This window comes from Streptomyces sp. HPF1205 (assembly GCF_020400825.1).
GTDB lineage: Bacteria > Actinomycetota > Actinomycetes > Streptomycetales > Streptomycetaceae > Actinacidiphila.
This window is the reverse complement of the sequence record NZ_JAINVH010000024.1, coordinates 32,430-50,111: the sequence shown is the minus strand read 5'-3', so window position 1 is coordinate 50,111 and position 17,682 is coordinate 32,430. Positions and strand designations below refer to the sequence as shown.

At 72.2% G+C, this 17,682-nt stretch carries 9 protein-coding genes; 7 read left to right on the top strand and 2 right to left on the bottom strand.

Annotated features, from left to right (window positions below):
* The first annotated feature begins 271 nt into the window (after positions 1-271).
* From K7G61_RS24645 to K7G61_RS24625, 5 genes are all read left to right on the top strand, one after another.
* Positions 272-1,558, top strand: a complete 1,287-nt coding sequence (locus K7G61_RS24645; protein WP_225849150.1) for a cytochrome P450 — start codon at positions 272-274, stop codon at positions 1,556-1,558.
* A 456-nt stretch (positions 1,559-2,014) separates the two neighbouring features.
* A complete protein-coding gene (locus tag K7G61_RS24640) occupies positions 2,015-7,639 on the top strand; it encodes a type I polyketide synthase (protein WP_225849149.1) in 5,625 nt (1,874 codons plus the stop codon).
* Positions 7,640-7,644: 5 nt separating this feature from the next.
* Positions 7,645-9,324, top strand: a complete 1,680-nt coding sequence (locus K7G61_RS24635) for an NAD(P)/FAD-dependent oxidoreductase (RefSeq protein ID WP_225849148.1) — start codon at positions 7,645-7,647, stop codon at positions 9,322-9,324.
* Between the two features lie 86 nt (positions 9,325-9,410).
* Positions 9,411-11,102: an NAD(P)/FAD-dependent oxidoreductase gene (locus tag K7G61_RS24630; protein WP_225849147.1), complete on the top strand. Its 1,692-nt coding sequence runs from the start codon at positions 9,411-9,413 to the stop codon at positions 11,100-11,102.
* Positions 11,103-11,261: 159 nt separating this feature from the next.
* Entirely contained in the window at positions 11,262-12,917 is a 1,656-nt protein-coding gene (locus tag K7G61_RS24625) for an NAD(P)/FAD-dependent oxidoreductase (protein WP_225849146.1), read from the top strand.
* A gap of 107 nt (positions 12,918-13,024) precedes the next feature.
* Here K7G61_RS24625 and K7G61_RS24620 read toward each other — a convergent pair whose 3' ends face one another.
* Together K7G61_RS24620 and K7G61_RS24615 are read right to left on the bottom strand one after the other, a co-directional pair.
* Positions 13,025-14,374 (bottom strand): cation:proton antiporter, encoded by a 1,350-nt coding sequence (locus K7G61_RS24620; protein ID WP_225849145.1) that lies wholly within the window; start codon positions 14,372-14,374, stop codon positions 13,025-13,027.
* A gap of 361 nt (positions 14,375-14,735) precedes the next feature.
* Positions 14,736-16,262: an MFS transporter gene (locus K7G61_RS24615; RefSeq protein ID WP_225849144.1), complete on the bottom strand. Its 1,527-nt coding sequence runs from the start codon at positions 16,260-16,262 to the stop codon at positions 14,736-14,738.
* A 175-nt stretch (positions 16,263-16,437) separates the two neighbouring features.
* Here K7G61_RS24615 and K7G61_RS24610 point away from each other — a divergent pair, with 175 nt between their 5' ends.
* Together K7G61_RS24610 and K7G61_RS24605 are read left to right on the top strand one after the other, a co-directional pair.
* Positions 16,438-16,878, top strand: a complete 441-nt coding sequence (locus K7G61_RS24610) for a MarR family winged helix-turn-helix transcriptional regulator (RefSeq protein WP_225849143.1) — start codon at positions 16,438-16,440, stop codon at positions 16,876-16,878.
* A 424-nt stretch (positions 16,879-17,302) separates the two neighbouring features.
* Positions 17,303-17,575, top strand: coding sequence for a phosphopantetheine-binding protein (locus tag K7G61_RS24605; protein ID WP_225849142.1), 273 nt, complete (start codon positions 17,303-17,305; stop codon positions 17,573-17,575).
* Positions 17,576-17,682 lie beyond the last annotated feature (107 nt).

Here is a 17,682-nt window from a genome sequence, read left to right as displayed (position 1 = left end):
CCCGCGGCAGGACCCCCAAGTCCGTTGACAGTCGAGCGCAGTCGCGTATTCTTCAACGGGTAGTGAAGTCATCAAGTGAAGAATAGTCAGTGGGCTGGTTTCTGAGGCCGCGCCACCGGCCGCGCCCCGGCCGCCGCTCCCGTTCGACTCGTGTGCTGCGAGTGTCTGTTTCCTAGTGGCTTGTTGACTGTCTGTCTGTCTTGTCGGGTCCGCTGAGGTCCGCGCGTGCCGTGTCGGGGTCCCGGAAGCGGCCGATCGACTGGAGGTCTGAATGTCTGCTGAAGGCGTGTCGGTGGGTACGGACGAGGAGCCGATGAGCGTGGCCGAGGCGGCCGCGGCCGCCGGCTGCCCGGTCCACTTGGGCGACGAGTTCGGCAACATGCCGTACGACGTCTACAAGGAGATCCAGGAGGCGGGACCCGTCCGGCCGATCACGCTCAGGGACGGCTCCGAGGCGTTCATCATCACCCGTTACGACGACGTCAAGGCGTGCTACGGCGACCTGCGGCTGAGCAGCAGCCTGGACGAGGCGCCCAAGCCCCGCGGGGCCGGCTCGATGGCGGCCCCGCCGGTCGGCGGCCTGGTGCTGCGGCGCGACGAGGTCTCCGGCCACATGATGATCAACCAGGACCCGCCGAACCACACCCGGTTGCGCAAGCTGGTGGTGCCCTCCTTCGCGGCCAAGCGGATCAACGCCATGGAACCGCACATGAAGCGCATCGCCGACGAGCTGATAGCGGGCTTCGCCGGCAAGGACCGGGTGGACCTGGTACTGGACTACGCCAAGCCGTACCCGGTGAAGGTGCAGTCCCAACTGCTGGGCGTGTCCGCCGACAAGCATGACGACTTCACCTTCGGCATGGACGAACTGACCGGCGGCAAGGACGTGGAGGCCGCCCAGAAGGGCCTGGACCTCATCAAGGAACTGCTGGCCGAGCAGATCGAGATGAAGCGCCGTCGGCCGGCCGAGGACCTGCTCACCACGCTCGTCGAGGTCGCCGAGGAAGAAGGCCGGATGGAGGAGGTCGAACTCCTCGCCGCCGCCATCCAGGTCATGCTGGCCGGCTACTTCGGCATCCAGAGCATGATCGGCAACTGCGTGTACTGGCTGCTGAAGTACCCCGAGAAGAAGAGCGAACTGCTCGCCGACCCGGCCGTGATGCCGGCGGCCATGGACGAGATCTTCCGCTTCGACGGCCCCCAGCAGCCCGGCTCCAACCGGTACGCCACCCAGGACATCGAGGTCGGCGGCGGCCTCATCCCCAAGGGCTCGCTGGTCATCCTGTGCCCGTCGGCCGCGAACCGCGATCCGCGCAAGTTCCCCGACCCCGATGTGCTGGACTTCGAGCGGGAGAACGCCGCCGACCACATCGCCTTCGGCTCCGGCGTGCACTACTGCGTCGGCTCCCGGCTGGCGCTGAAGGCGGTGGGCGTGGCGACCCTCGCCGTCCTCCAGGCCTTCCCCGCGCTGCGGCTTGCCGTGCCGGAGCAGGAGCTCAACTGGGAGCTGCGCACGCCGTTCCGCGGCCTGGACGCGATGCCGGTCTTCCTGCGCTGAGGGCCGCCCGCCCGGAAGCCGGGCGCTGAGGTCCGCCCGCCCGGGACTTGGGCGCCGAGGGCCCGCCTGTCCCGGAGCCGGGTGCTGAGCGAGGGTCCTCGCCCGCCCGGGACCCGGGTGCTGAGCGTGCGCCCCCGCGTGCCGGTTCGCGCCCGTTCCCCGGCGTACCCGCCCGTCCCCCGTCGTCCTCCCCGTCCCCGCGTCCCCGCTCACTCCCTTCCCGGCCGGCCCGTCCGGCCGCCCCGTACCAACCGCACACCCCGCAGTGCCTCCGCGTCCCGGCCCCCCCACCGGACGCGGAGGCCTGTGGCATGCCCCGCCCCCGGGCCGGTGGCCGAATCCGCTTCCGCTTTCCCCGAAACTCCGTTGACACGGCACTCGTGCATCGTCGAGCATCGTTCATCAAGTGTTGAAGTCGTCAACTGTGGGTTCCGTCTTCCTGGAGGTCCAGAGTTCATGGCACGCGACAGTGGTCCCGCGCAGAGCCCGGGGCGTCCGGCCGCACCGGAGGCCGGGCCCGGCGGCGGCGCGGGCAGCGACCGGAGGCTGCTGGTCGAGGCGCTCCGGCGGATCGAGCAGTTGAACGCCGCGGCGGCGGCCGGCGCCGCACGACGCGCCGCGGAACCGATCGCCGTGATCGGCCTGGGCTGCCGGATGCCCGGCGGCGTCACCGACCCGGAGGGCTTCTGGGAGCTGCTGCGCGACGGCGTGGACGCCACCGGCGAGTTCCCCGCCTCCCGCGCCGACGCCGCGAAGCTCTACGACCCGGACCCCGAGGCGCCCGGCAAGGCGTACGTGATCCGCGGCGGATTCCTCGACGAGGTCGACCGGTTCGAGCCGGGCGTGTTCAACATCTCGCCGCGCGAGGCGGTCGGCATGGACCCCCAGCAGCGCATGACGCTCCAGGTCGTGTGGGAGGCACTGGAGCGCGCCGGATACGCGCCCGACAGCCTCGAAGGCAGCAGGACCGGCGTGTTCATCGGGGTGTCCACCACCGACTACGTCCGCGCCCGCCAGGAGTACGGCGACATCCGCGACGTGGACGGCTACCAGCTCATCGGCGAACCGTCGTTCGTCGCCGGCCGGGTGTCCTACACCTTCGGCCTGATGGGCCCGAGCAAGGTCGTCGACACCACCTGCTCCTCCTCGCTGGTCGCCCTGCACGACGCGTGCCAGGCGCTGCGCCTGGGGGAGTGCGACATGGCACTGGCCGGCGGCGTCAACCTGATGCTGACCCCGTACAGCTTCGTGCTGCTCAGCAAGTTCCGCGCGCTGTCACCCGACGGGCGCTGCAAGACCTTCGACGCGGGCGCCGACGGGTACGCCCGCGGGGAGGGCGCCGGTGTCGTGGTGCTCAAGCGGCTGTCGGACGCCCTTGAGGCCGGCGACAACATCCTGGCCGTGGTCCGCGGCACCGCCGTCAACCACGACGGCCGCTCCAGCGGCATCTCGGTGCCCAACCCGGCGGCCCAGCAGGCGGTGATCCGCGCGGCCCTGGAACAGGCCGGCACGGACCCGGCCGAGGTCGGCTACGTCGAGGCGCACGGCACCGGCACCGCGCTCGGCGACCCGATCGAACTGCGCGCCCTGCAGCAGGTGGTGGGCAGGCACCACGCCGGCGGCAGCCCGCTGCTGATCGGCTCGGTGAAGACCAACATCGGCCACCTGGAGCCCGCGGCCGGCGTGGCCGGGCTGCTCAAACTGGTCCTGTCGCTGCAGCACGAGGAGATCCCCCCGCACCTGCACATGACCGCGCCCAACCCCAACGTGGACTGGGACGCGCTGGACATCGAGGTCGTCACCGACCGCCGCCCCTGGCCCGCGGACAAGCCCGCCAGGATCGGCGCCATCAGCAGCTTCGGCGCCTCAGGCACCAACGCGCACGCGATCGTCTCGCAGCCGCCGCCCCGCGCCGCGTCCGCCGGCGGGGCGACCCGCGGGCCCGCGGCCGGCGCCGCCCGCGGGACGCACGTCCTGACCCTCTCGGCCCGCAGCACGACCGCCCTGAACGCGCTGGCCCGCCGCTACGCCGCCGCCCTGCGCGAGGACCCGGCCCTGTCGCTCGCCGACGTCTGCCTGACCTCGCACGTCGGCCGCTCCCGGCTGCCGACGGGTGTCGCGGTGGCCGCTTCCGGCACCGCCGAACTCGCCGACGCCCTCGACGCCTTCGCCGACGGCCGCCGCGAGGACCGCACCGTCACCGCGAACCTCGCCCTGCACACCCAGCGCAAGGTCGCCTGGCTGTTCACCGGCCAGGGCTCGCAGTACCCGCGGATGGGCGAACTCCTGCGCGCCGAACCGGCCTACGCCGCCGCGATCGAGGAAGTGGCCGGCCACCTCGACCCGCTGCTGGACCGCCCCCTCGCCGACCTGCTCGCCCTGCCGCCGTCCGACCCCGCCGAGCCCGGCGACCCGTCCTCGCCGCTGCACCGGACGGGATACACCCAGCCCGCGCTGTTCGCCGTCGAATACGCGCTGGCCCGGCTGTGGCAGTCCTGGGGCGTCGTACCCGCCGCCCTGATGGGCCACAGCGTCGGCGAGATCGTCGCGGCCACGGTGGCCGGCGTGATGGACCTGGCGGACGCCTGCAGGCTGATCGCCGCACGCGGCCGGCTGATGCAGGCCCTGCCGGACGGCGGCGTCATGGCGACCGTCGTCTGCGACGAGGCCAGGGCGCTGGAGGCGATCGCCGGCCACCGCGCCACCGTCGCCGTCGCCGCGGTCAACGGACCGGCCGACACGGTGATCTCCGGCCCCGCCGCCGACGTCGCCGCCATCACCGCCGCGCTGGAGAAGGACGGCATCAAGCACCGTCTGCTGACGGTCTCGCACGCCTTCCACTCCCCGCTGATGGACCCCGCCCTCGACGACCTGCGCGCCGTCGCCCGGACGATCACGTACCGCGCCCCGCGGATCCCGCTGATCTCCAACGTGACCGGCAAGGCCGTGTCCCCCGGCGAGATCGACGCCGAGTACTGGGTACGGCACGCCGCCGGCACGGTCCGCTTCGCCGACGGCATCCGCACGCTGTACGACGACTCCTTCCGCACCTTCCTGGAGATCGGGCCGCAGCCGGTGCTGTCGGGCCTGGGCTCGCGCGGCCTGGACGACGCCGCCTGCCGCTTCGTCCCCGCGCTGCGCCGCGGCCTGGACGACCGGCAGTCGGTCGCCACCGCCCTGGGCGCGCTGCACCTGCGCGGCGCCACGGTCGACTGGGCCGCCTACCACGAGGGCGACGGCGCCCGCCGGGTCCCGCTGCCCACCTACGTGTGGGAGGGCGAGTCGTACTGGTTCCCCACCGCCCCCGCCGCGCAGGCCGCCCCCGTCGGCGAGGCGGTCCCCGGCCTCGGGCGCAGGCTGCGCTCCGCGCGGCCCGCGTACCAGCTCGACCTGGCCGATCCCCGCCTGCGCCAGGAGGCGGACGAGTCGACCGAGGGGCGCCCGCGGATCACGGTCGGCGCCCTCGTCGAGGCGGCCCTGACCGCCGCGGCCGACGGCCTCGGCGGCGCCTGGGCAGGGGCCGGCGACGTGGTGGCCGCCGAGCCGCTGTGGCTGGAGGACGAGCGCACCGTGCACCTGACCCTCTCCGACGAGGGAACGGCCGCCACGTTCGAGGTGCGCAGCACCTCGCCCGCCGAGGAGGCCTCGGCCGCGCCCTGGCGGCTGCACCTGAGCGGCCGGGTCCGCCGCCGCCCCGGCGCGGCGGTCCGCCGGCCCGTGCCGTTCGCCGCCGAGGACGCCGGCCCCGGACAGGACGCGGAGCCCGCCGGGCCGCCGGCCGGCCTGCCGCCCGCGCTCGCCGGGATCGCGGCGGGTGCCGAACGCGGCGCCGGCGCCGCCCTGCTCCGGCTCGCGGACGCGGCGCCGAGCCGCGGCGCCCTGCTGGACACGGCCGTCGCCGCGGTGGCCTGGGCCGCGGCCGGCGACGAGGCCGCGCCCGCCGCCCGCCCGGGCACGATCGCCGACGCGGTCTGCCCCGAGCCCGGCGCCGTACGGTACCTGCGGGCCGCCGCCGAGGCCGGCGCGGACGGCACGGTCCGCGGCCGCGCCGACTTCTACGACGAGGCCCGCCGCTGGCTCGGCGCGGTGGACGGCGTGGAGATCCCGGTCCCGCCGCCCGGCCCGGCACCCGAGCCGTGGCGGGACCCGGACGAGCTGCTCTACCGCATGGAGTGGCAGCCGGCCGACACCGAGAACGTGCCCCCGCGGGCCGAACTGCGCGACAGCGACGTCCTGCTGATCGCCGACGCGGGCGGGATGGCCGAGGCGCTCGCGGCGGCCCTGGACGAGGCAGGCGCGTCCGCGACGGTCGTACCGGCCCCCACCGGCGGGCCGGGCGACGAGCCCGACGGCGCCCTCCACCGCGAGGCGCTGACCGAACTGCTCGGCCGCTGGCGCCGCGAGCGCACCGCGCGCGCCGCCGCCGACGCCCACGCCGCCCAGGGCGCGCCCCTCGACGCCCTGCCCGGCCGCGTGGTGCTGCTGACCGGTCTGGACGCCCCGGACCCCGACGCCACCGACGCCGAGGCGCTGCTGGCCTTCCGCGACCGGGCCGAACTCCTCGCGGTCGGCCTGGCCCAGGCGCTCCAGGCCGAGCCGGCCGACGAGCGGGTCAAGCTCACCCTCGTCACCCGCGGTGCCGTCGCCACCGGAGACGACCAGGCCCGGCACACCCCGGCCGCCACACCGCTGTGGGGCCTGGGCCGCGTCGTCGCCCTGGAGCACCCGCAGCACTGGGGCGGCGCCATCGACCTCGACCCGGACGCCGAGGACGGCCCGGCCGCGCTGGCCGAGGCGCTGGCGTGGACCGAGGCCGAGGACCAGCAGGCGCTGCGCGGCGGGGCCCGGCTCGCGGCGCGGATCGTCGCCAGTCACCCAGGCGGCGACGAACTGCGGCGCGAGGTCGCCGTCCGCCCCGACGGCAGCTACCTGATCACCGGCGCCTTCGGCGGCATCGGCCAGGAGGTGGCCCGCTGGCTGGCGCTGCGCGGCGCCGGACGGCTGGTGCTGCTGGGCCGCACCGAACTGCCCGACCGACGCAAGTGGAACAACTCCCGCCTCAAGGAAGGCGTCAAGCAGCGGATCCAGGTGGTGCGCGAACTGGAGGGCATCGGCACGGAGGTCGAGGTCGTCGCCGCCGACGTCGCCGACCAGGAGGCCGTCACCGCGCTGGTGCGCCGGCTCGCCGCCGACCCCGACACCCCGCTGGCCGGCGTGGTGCACGCCGCCGGCGTCTCGGGCCCGCAATTCGTCCGCGAGGTCTCCCGCCCCGAGTACGACAAGGTGTGGCGGCCCAAGGTGCTCGGCGGCTGGGCACTGCACCAGGCGACCGAACACGTGCCCCTGGACTTCTTCCTGGGCCTGTCCTCCATCGCCGCGACCTGGGGCTCGCAGCACCTGACCAGTTACGCGGCCGGCAACGCCTTCCTCGACGGCCTGGCCTACCACCGCAGGTCCCGGGGCCTTTCGGCGCTCACCATCGCCTGGTCGTCCTGGGAACTGGAATCGGCCCTGTTCGACGGCGAGATCGCCGCGTTCCTGGCCGCCACGGGACTGCGGCCGCTGTCGGCGCCCCAGTCGCTGCGGCTGATGAGCGCGCTGCTGGACAGCGAGGAGACGCACCACGTCGTGTGTTCGGCCGACTGGCCGACGTACAAGTCGATCCTGGAGGCCCGCGCCGAGCGCCCGGTGCTGCGGCGGATCGAGATCAGTCCCCCGGAGGGCGCGGCGGGCGGCGAGGCCGCCGCGATCCTGGGCGAACTGCTGGCCGCGGCGCCCGGCGACCGGCTCGCGCTGCTCGACACCTACGTCCGCGAGCAGCTCGCCCAACTGCTGCGGGTACCGGTGTCCGACCTGGACGGGCCGTTCCACCTGCTGGACTTCGGCCTGGACTCGCTGATGGTGATGGAGCTGATCAGCCGCTGCCGCAAGGACCTCGGGGTGGAGATCAAGAGCCCGGAGTTCTTCGCCACCGACGCCAACTTCTGGGCCGCCTTCCTTCTCACCCGCGTCGAGGAACGCCACCTCGACACGGAACCCGCCCACTCCGCGGACGGTACCGCGGCCGATCAAGGCTGGTGAAGTTTATGAGCAACCCCATCGACGCCCCTGCCGGCGGGCAGCGGTACGACGTGGCGATCCTGGGCGCGGGAATCGCCGGGTCCATGCTCGCGGCGGTGCTCGCCCGCAACGGCGTACGCACCCTGCTGGTGGACGCCGGCCTGCATCCGCGGTTCGCGGTGGGCGAGTCGACCATCCCGTACACCTCGGCGCTCGTCCGGCTGATCTCGGCGCGTTACGACGTGCCGGAGATCGCGAACATGTCCACCTACAAGGACATCCGCAACAACATCTCCCGCAACTGCGGCTGGAAGAAGAACTTCGGGTTCGTCTACCACCGGCCGGGCCTCGCCCAGAACCCGGTCGAGGCCAATCAGCTGGTCCTCCCGGTCGCGCTGCAGACCGAGACGCACCTGTTCCGCCAGGACGTGGACGCCTACATGTTCAACGTGGCGCTGAAGTACGGCGCCGACGCGCGGACCGGGGTGAAGATCGCCGACGTCGACATCGACGGCGGCACCGGAGTGGTGCTGCACGCCGACTCCGGCGAGCAGTTCCACGCCGAGTACATCGTGGACGCCTCCGGGTTCCGCTCGCCGCTGGCCGAGCGGCTCAGCCTGCGCGAGGAGCCCACCCGGGCCCGCACCCACTCGCGCTCGGTGTTCACGCACATGCTGGGCGTCAAGCCGTTCGACCAGACCGACTCGGGCAGCAGGCACGGCCAGCCCAGCCGGTGGCACGACGGCACCTTGCACCACGTCTTCGACGGCGGCTGGCTGTGGGTGATCCCCTTCGACAACAGCAAGGGTTCCCTCAACCCGCTGTGCAGCGTGGGCCTCACGCTCGACCCGCGGGTGCACCCGGCCGGCGCCATGGGACCGCAGGAGGAGTTCGACACCTTCCTGCGGCGCTTCCCGGCGGTGGCCGAGCAGTTCAAGGAGGCCAGGGCGGCCCGGCCGTGGGTGGCCACCGGCCGGCTGCAGTACTCCTCCAAGCAGGTCATCGGCGACCGCTTCTGCCTGACCTCGCACGCGGCCGGGTTCATCGACCCGCTCTACTCCCGCGGCCTGACCAACTCCTTCGAGGTGGTCAACGCCCTGGCGTGGCGGCTGATCGAGGCCTCCCGCGACGGCGACTGGGCGATGGAGCGGTTCCAGTACGTCGAGGACCTGCAGCAGGGCCTGTTCGACGTGCACGACGACCTCGTCTACACCTCGTTCGTCTCCTTCCGCGACTACGACCTGTGGAACGCGGTCTTCCGCACCTGGGCGATGGGCACCATGCTGGCCGCCCTGAACCTGGAGAACGCCTACTTCGAGTTCGCCGGCCACGGCCGCGACGAGGTCTTCCGCAACCTGGAGCAGACCCGCTACCCCGGCTCCCCGTTCCCCATCAGCGACGGCTTCAACGACATGTGCGGCACCGCGGTGAAGCTGTGCCAGCAGGTCGAGACCGGCGCGCTGGACCCCAAAACCGCCGCGGACCGCCTGTTCGCCGTGCTCCAGCAGGCCGACTACATGCCCTCGGCCTTCAAGATGGGCGATCCCAAGGAACGGTACGTCTACGTCACCCCGCCCAAGATGGTCCAGGCCGCCAAATGGGCGGGCTCCGAAGCCCCCGAGGAAGTCGGCCACGTGCTGCACGGCGCCATGGGCGGCCTGGTCCAGGAGCGACTGCGCAACCTGCTCCCGCGGCTGCGCCGGTGACCCGCCGGCCCGCGACCGCGGCGGCCCCCGCTACCCCCGTGAGCACCACCGAACACGACGCAAAGAATCGACGAGGAGAGGGCGACGTGACCACAGCTACGGAACTCGGCATGGACACCGGACCGTCGGAGGCTGTCACCTACGACGTGGCGATCCTGGGTTCGGGCATGGCGGGCTCGATGCTCGCCGCCATCCTGGCCCGGCAGGGCGTCAACACCCTGCTCCTGGACGGCGGCCAGCACCCCAGGTTCTCGATCGGCGAGTCGACGATCCCGTACACCCTGCTCACGCTGCGCACGCTGGCTGAGCGCTACGACGTACCCGAGATCGCCGCCCTCGCCTCGTTCACCGACACCACCAAGGCGCTCGGCCCGCGGTTCGGCATCAAGCGGCACTTCGGCTTCCTGCTGCACCACGAGGGGGCCCCGCAGAACCCGCTGGAGGTCAACGAGTTCGGCACCCCGCCGCAGGTGCTCCACGAGGCGGCGCACTACTTCCGCCAGGACGTCGACTACTACCTGTTCCAGGTCGCGGCCAAGTACGGGGCCAAGATCCGGCAGAACTTCATCGTCGACGACGTCGACTTCGACGGCTCCGGCGTCACCCTCAGCGGCAAGCGCGGCCAGTTCCGGGCCCGCTACATCGTGGACGCCTCCGGCTTCCGCTCGCCGCTGGCGACGAAGCTGGACCTGCGCGAGGACCCGGTCCGCTTCAAGCACCACTCGCGGTCCATGTGGAACCACGCCCTCAACGTCAAGCGCACCGACGAGCTGTTCACCCACATCAACGACGACCTCAAGCCCCCGACGCCGTGGTACGAGGGCACCGTCCACCACATGTTCGAGCGCGGCTGGGCGTGGGTCATCGCCTTCGACAACAACAAGTGGTCCACGAACCCGCTGTGCAGCATCGGTATGACCGTGGACCCGCGCAAGTACCCCAAGATCCCCGGCATGAGCCCGGAGGAGGACTTCGCCCGCCTGTGCGCGCCCTTCCCGGACATCGCCCGGCAGTACGAGGGCTGCGTCCCGGTGCGCGAGTGGATCTCCACCGACCGGCTGCAGTACTCCTCGAAGGCCACCGCGGGCGACCGCTGGTGCCTGCTGTCCCACGCGGCCGGGTTCATCGACCCGCTGTTCTCGCGCGGCCTGTCCAACACCGCCGAGGCGGTCAACGTGCTGGCCTGGCGGCTGATGCGGGCCGTGAAGGACGACGACTTCTCGGGCGAGCGGTTCCAGCACGTCGACCGCCTGCAGCAGACGATGCTCGACTGCAACGACGAGCTGGTCAACGCGGCCTTCATCTCCTGGCAGGACTACGGCCTGTGGTCCGCGGTCTTCCGCATCTGGGGCTGGGGCGCCAACGCCGGCACCTACCGCATGCAGGAGGCGCTGACCAAATTCCGCGAGGACGGCCGCGACGACCACTTCACCGCGCTGGAGGACGTGCCGCACGTCGGCCTGTACTGGCCCGACAACGACGGCTTCGCCGAGCTGCACAACCTGATGGTCAAGCAGACCGACGCGGTCGAGGCGGGCGCCACCACCGCGGCCGACGCCACCGACCTGCTGTACGAGGAGATCCAGCGGGCCGACTACTTCCCCAAGGGCTTCGGCCTGGCCGAGCGCGACGTGAAGTTCATCATCCCCTCGCCCCGCAACATGCTCAACCTGGTGCGGTGGGCGGCGAAGGAGGGCGACCCGCAGGTGGCCCGCATGCTCACCGCGAACATGCGCGCGGCGATCAAGTCCCGGCTGCGCGGCAAGAAGCTGTTCTGACCGGCGCGGCGGGGCAGTGGCGGCGGTACCGGCCGGCCGAGCGCGGCCGGTCCCGCCGGTCCCGCCCGCCCGCACCCCCGGCCGGCCGCCCGCACAGCGGGACGGCCGGCCCGGTCATCCCAAGTCAGCTCGTCAGCGACTCACCACTGGAGGAGCACGATGGACGACGGCCGGCAGCAATTCGCCGACCCCGAGGAGAAGTACGACGTCGCCCTCGTCGGCGCTCATCTCGCGTCGAACCTGCTGGCCGCCGTCCTGGCCCGGCACGGGCTGCGCGTCCTGCTGGTGGACAGCGAGGCCGACGGCGCCGTCCCGGCGGGGGAGACCACCGTTCCCTACACGGCCGAGGTGTTCTTCACCCTGGCCCGGCGGTTCGACATGCCCGAGCTCGCCGCATTCGGCCTGACCTGCGACCTGCCCGACCGGGTCCGGCGCACCAGCGGTGTCAAGCGCAGCCTCAGCTTCCTGTACCACCGGGCCGGGCGCGCGCAGAACCCCGAGCACAGCGTCCAGTTCAACGTGCCCGGCGAGCACTCCGAGTGGCACATGTTCCGCCCGGACGTCGACGCGTACGCCCATGAGGTGGCCCGCGCCTACGGCGCCAAGGTGCCCAGGCACCGCCGGGTGATGAGCCGGATGGCCCCGCTGCCCGGCGGGGACGGCGTCAGCGTCACCACCGCGGACGGGGCGAGCTACCGGGCCCGCTACCTGGTGGACTCGATCGGCATGGACTCGCCCATCATCGCCAAGCTCGGCGGCCCCGACCCGGTGGCGCGCCTGCGCACCCGCTCCAGGGTGATGACGGCCCACTTCAGCGGTGTCCAGCAGTTCGAGGACCGGGTCCCGCTGTCCGACTACCCCAAGGCGGCCCCCTGGTCGCAGGGCACCATCAGCCACCTGTTCGACGGCGGCTGGATCCAGGTCGTCCACTTCGACAACCACGCCGAGGCGGGCACCGCGCGGGCCTCGGTCACCGTCAGCGTCGACCCCGATGCCTTCAGCGACCTGCCGAAGGACCCCGAGGCCGGTTTCCGCGCGCTGATCGACCGGTTCCCGCAGCTGCGGGAGACGTTCTCCGGCGCCGTGGCCACGACGCCGTGGACCGAGGACATCCTCTGGCAGCGCACGGTCGCCGAGACCGTCGGCAACCGGCACTTCCTGTTCGAGCGCTCGGCCAGCCGCAACGACTTCTTCCTGTCGCGGGACGTCACGATGGCCGGCGAGATGGTCTACGCCCTCGCGCCGGTGCTGGTGGAGGCGGCGCGCACCGACGACTGGTCGCCGCAGCGGTTCGCGCAGGTGGCCGCCTTCCAGTCCGAGCTGATCGCCTTCAACGACCGCATCATCGCCGCGGCCCGGGTCGCCACCCGCGACTTCCGGCTGTGGAACGCCTTCAGCCGGGTGTGGCTGCTGTGGTCGATGCTGGGCGCGCTGTCGCTGAAGAGCAACCGCAACCACGCGCTCGGCGACGGCGACTGGAGCCGCACGGAGCGGCGGCACGACGGCGCGTTCTGGTTCGCCCTGCCGGGCGGCCTGCCGGAGCTGCTGGAGCAGACCTTCGCGTGGACCGAGGAGGTGCGTGAGGGCCGGCTCACCACGGGCGCGGCCGCCGACCGGATCTGGAAGGCCCTGGAAGAGGCGCCGTTCACCCCGCCGCTGTACGGCTTCGCCGACCCCGACGACCGCTTCTACCACTTCACCCTCAGCAAGCGGCTCAAGGCGCTCGCCTGGACCAAGACCATCGCCCCGGCCGAGTTCCGCACCATGCTCACCAAGGAGAACCTGACCAACGTGCCGCCGCCGGCCGTCCACTGACGGTCTCGGCGACCCACAGCAGCGTGCCCCGGGCGGTCCCAGCGCCCGGGGCACGCTTCGTGTCCGGCCCGGCCCGGCCCGGCCCCGTCCGGCCGGTGCCGCGCCGGTCAGCCGGTGGCCGACAGGTCGTTGCTGCGGCCGGTGGCGCCCGGGGAGCCCGCCGCCGTACGGGCGCCGGGCGCGGTGGCGTCGCGGTCGCCGGGCGGCCGGGGCAGCAGCACCGGGAGCAGCGGTCCGGCCAGCGCGGTCGTCAGCAGCGCCACCAGGACCATCACGGTGAACAGCCGGTCGTCCAGGACGTGCAGGCTCAGCCCGATGTTGAGGATGATCAGTTCGGTCAGGCCGCGCACGTTCATCAGCACGCCGACGCCCACCGAGTCGCGGCGGGACATGCCCAGCCGCCGGGCCGGCACACCGGCGCCGAGCACCTTGCCGACGCAGGCCACCGCGACCAGCAGCGCCAGGTCGCTCCAGTCCCGGCCGCGCAGCCCGCTGATGTCCACCGCGAGCCCCGTCACCACGAAGTACACCGGCATCAGCACCCGGCTGATCCCCTGGAAGGGGCGGAACATGTACTGCTCCAGTTCGCGGCGCGGCTCGCGCGGCATGACCAGGCCGAAGGCGAAGGCACCGAAGACCGGGTGGATGCCGATGCGCGTGGTGGCGTACGAGGAGAAGAAGATCCCGGCCGCGACCAGGCCCGCGGTGTACAGCGCGGGGCCCTGGGCGCCGCCCCCGCGGCGCAGCGCCCGGTCCACACCCAGGCGCAGCAGCGGGCGCACCACGCCGGCCAGCACGACCACGTAGACCGCCGCGCCGCCGGTGGTGGTGGCGAACTGGCCCATGCCGCTGGAGGTGGTGGCGCCGACGATGACGGCGAGCGCGCACCACGCCAGCACGTCGCCGACGGCGGCGCTGGCCAGTGCGAGGGCGCCGATGCGGGTGCCGCCCAGGTGGTGGTCGGCCAGGATGCGGGCCAGCACGGGGAAGGCCGTGATGGCCATGGAGATGCCGACGTACACGCCGAACACGCCGAAGCTCACATGGCGGCCGTCGACCGTGCTGTGCTCGTGGTAGATGACGGCGGCGGCCCCGAGGCCGAGCGCGAACGGGAGCGCCATGCTGCCCAGCGTCACCGCGGCCACGGAGCTCTTGGACCGGCCCAGGTTGGCGGGCTCCAGTTCCCAGCCCAGCAGGAACATGAACAGCAGCAGCCCCACCTGGGCGATCGCCGACAGGTACGGCCGTCCGTCCGCCGGGAACAGCCGGGAGGTCGGATGGCCCGGCAGCAGACCGAGCAGGCTGGGTCCCAGCGCGATCCCGGCCACGATCTCGCCCACGACCACCGGCTGCCGGCCCCAGCGGCAGAGCTTCAGTAGTAACGCCCCGACCACCAGTACGAGGCCGATGTCGGCGAGCACGGTCGCCTGGAGTATGTCCGCCTGATGATTGCTCATCCCCGCTCACTCTCGTGATGGAAATCAACGATTGTTGAGGCTCGCATGTGAAAGCGTCTCATCGGCGGTGACGGTATGACAAGCAGACGTGCGATATGGACGAGTCATATGTCCGGTAATGCCCGACAGGGAAACTCATCGAATGTGGAGTGAAATCGGGCCGGAAAAACCCAACGGCCCCGCTTCCCGGACGGGGGTGACCGGGGAAGCGGGGCCGGGCCGTGCTCCGGCACCGGGGGTGTGCCGGGGTTCGGCCCTGTCATCGGACGGGGGACTCGAGAACAGGGCCGAGCTCGGTGCGGGACGGGGCCGGAGCCGCGGGGAAGAACGGTTCCCCGGCGCCGTCCTCGCGGAGGCAGTGCTACTTGCCGTCGGCGGTGGCGCCGGAGGCGGCGCCGGCCGGTGCGGCCGCGGCCGGAGCGCCGGCCGGCGGGCGGGCTCCCGGCGGCGGGCCCATCGGACCGCGCGGCAGCAGGAAGGTGGCCGCCAGGGTGACCAGGCTCAGCCCGATCCCGGTACCGCCCACGACCTCCAGGGCGTGCACGTAGTGGGCCTTGCTCGGGGTGCTGCCCAGGGCGTTGAAGAAGATCACGCCGAAGACCGCGACACCGATGGTGTTGGCGAACTGCTGCGCGGTGGACAGCAGGCCCGAGGCGACACCCGCCTGCTGCGGCGGCACCTTGGACATCACCACACCGGTCAGCGCGGGCAGCGTGACACCGGTGCCCATGCCGCCGAGGACCATGGGAATGACCATCTCCCACGCCTTGGTGTCCGTACCCGAGGCCTTCAGTTCGACCAGCAGGACCACGGTGCTCAGCACCAGCAGCACCTGGCCGAGGTTGATCACCTTGACGCCGTACTTCATCAGCATCGGGCGGGCCATGAAGGAGCTGAACGCGAAGCCCAGACCCATCGGGCCGAAGGTCAGACCGGCCTTGGCCGGCGACAGCCCGAGGCCGAACTGCAGGAACATCGTCATGCCGAAGATGAACCCGGCGTAGAAGGTCATCACGCCGACGATGGTGAGCACGCCCACGCTGTACGAGCGGTTGGTGAACAGCCGCAGGTCCAGCATCGGCTCGCCGCCCCTGGCCGGCAGCCCCTTCTCGTAGATCACCGTGGCGACCGCGATGGGCGCCGAGGCGGCCAGCATGATCCAGCCCCAGACGGGCCAATGCTCGGAGCGGCCGATGACGATCGGCAGGATGGCCAGGCCCAGGGTCAGCGCGATGCCGAGGTTGCCGACCACGTCCTGCTTGGGCTTGCGCGCTGCCTTGGTGTCGGGCAGCAGGCGGGCCGCGAGCAGCAGGGTGACCGCGCCGATCGGGATGTTGATCAGGAAGATGACCCGCCAGCCGAGGCTGGCCACGTTGGCGGACAGCAGAGCCCCGCCGAGGATCTGCGCGGCGACGACGGCCAGGCCGACCGTGGCGCCGAACCAGGACAGCGCCTTGGGCCGCTCCGGCGGCGGGAAGGTCACCGTGATGAAGGCGACCACCTGCGGCACCATGAGTGCCGCGCCGATGCCCTGGATCAGCCGGACGATGACGAGCTGAGTGCCGTTCTGCGCGACGCCGCAGCCGAGCGAGGCGACCGTGAACAGGCCCATGCCGAGCATGAACAGCCGCTTGTAGCTGAAGATGTCGCCCCAGCGCCCGCTGGTCACCAGCAGGCTGGCGTACGTGAAGGTGTAGCCGCCGATGATCAGTTCGAGGGTGGCCTCGCCGATGTGGAGCTGCGACTGCAAGGAGGGAGTGGCGATGTTGATGACGTAGAAGTCAAAGATCGCCATGAACATGGCCACCAGGGCGACTATCAGCATGGTCCAGCGACGTGGATCCAGGCCGGCCGCCGGGGCCCCCGGTGGCGCGCTGGGTGAGCTCATTACGTTGCCTCCTGGCTGGGGACGAGAGAACATCAGTTGCCGGCTAGCGTCGAAACCGACTCTAGGGTGCCGATCGATAGCCGTCAAGTTATTCGCTGGCTAGTGACGTGTCGTCCCGCGGATTAGGATGAGGTGGCGGGTGCGGCCGCCCCTGCCGATGACCGGAGGTAGTAGCGTGAGCGAGTTCATGGACGTGTACACGCGGGCCTCCAAGGCCTTCCGCGGCGTCACCGACACCACGCTGCGCCGGCACGGCCTGCACCTGGGCCAGAACCTGGTGCTCGCGGCGCTGTGGGAGGAGGACGGACAGACCCCCGGCGCGATCGCCACCGCGGTCCACGTCACCACCCCGACCATCGTGAAGATGGCCAACCGCATGACCGCCGCGGGTCTGCTCACCCGCCGCCGCGACGACCGCGACAACCGCCTGGTGCGGCTCTACCTCACCGATGCCGGACGGGCCCTGCGTGAGCCCGTCGAGGAGGAACTGCGGCTGCTGGAGAAGCAGTTGACCGCCGGAATGGGCGAGGAGGAGATCCGCGACCTGATGGCCGCGCTCACCCGCATCGCCGACAACGCGCAGTCGCTGGGCGGGGACCAGGCCGAGGCCGTCTGACCCCGCCGCCGGTCGGCTGCCGCGCCCGGCCGCCGCCCCCGATCGTCCCGGTCCGCACCGCGTCCGGCGGTGGACGCGGTGGATCCGCCGCGAACAGCCGCCCGCCACCTCCCGCTCGCCGCGCGCCCGTTCCGCCCCGCCGCGCTCGTCCGGCTCCCCGCTCCTTGCTCCCTGATTCCTGCGTGTCCGCCCCGCCTGCCGCCCCGGGCCCGCCCTCCCGGCCGCGCGTGCCCGGTGCGGCCGGTTCCTTCCGGCGGTCCCGCCCGTGCGGCCCGCTGTGGCGTCCCTCGCACGGGCCGGGGGTTGACCCGGATCTCATCGATTGTAGAATTCAACGCGAGGAGAACGCTGCGCACCGGGGAGGTCAGCCCACGGTTTCCACCGGCTGGGGCTCGAGGCCCCCGGGCCGACCCGAGGAGGAACCGTGACGACCGCCGTGAGTGAGGGAGAGATTCTCCTGAAGATCACCGAGTACGTGCGCCAGAACTTCCTGGACGACATCGACGGCGACTCCCAGCTCGACGGGACCACGCCGCTGCTGCAGCTGGGGATTCTCAACTCCCGCAACACCGGACGGCTCCTGGCGTACATCCACGAGGAGTTCGGGGTCTCCGTGCCGCCGACCCGCATCACCGGCAAGTACTTCGGAGACCTGGAGAGCATCAGTGGCCTCGTCGCCGAACTGCTGGCCGCCTGAATGCCGGTGACATCCGGCCGACCCGCGACGTCCAGGCGCCCCCGACCGGACCGGCGACGCCGGTCGTGCCGTTTCAGACCCGCACCCCCTTCACGGAGTAGGAGATC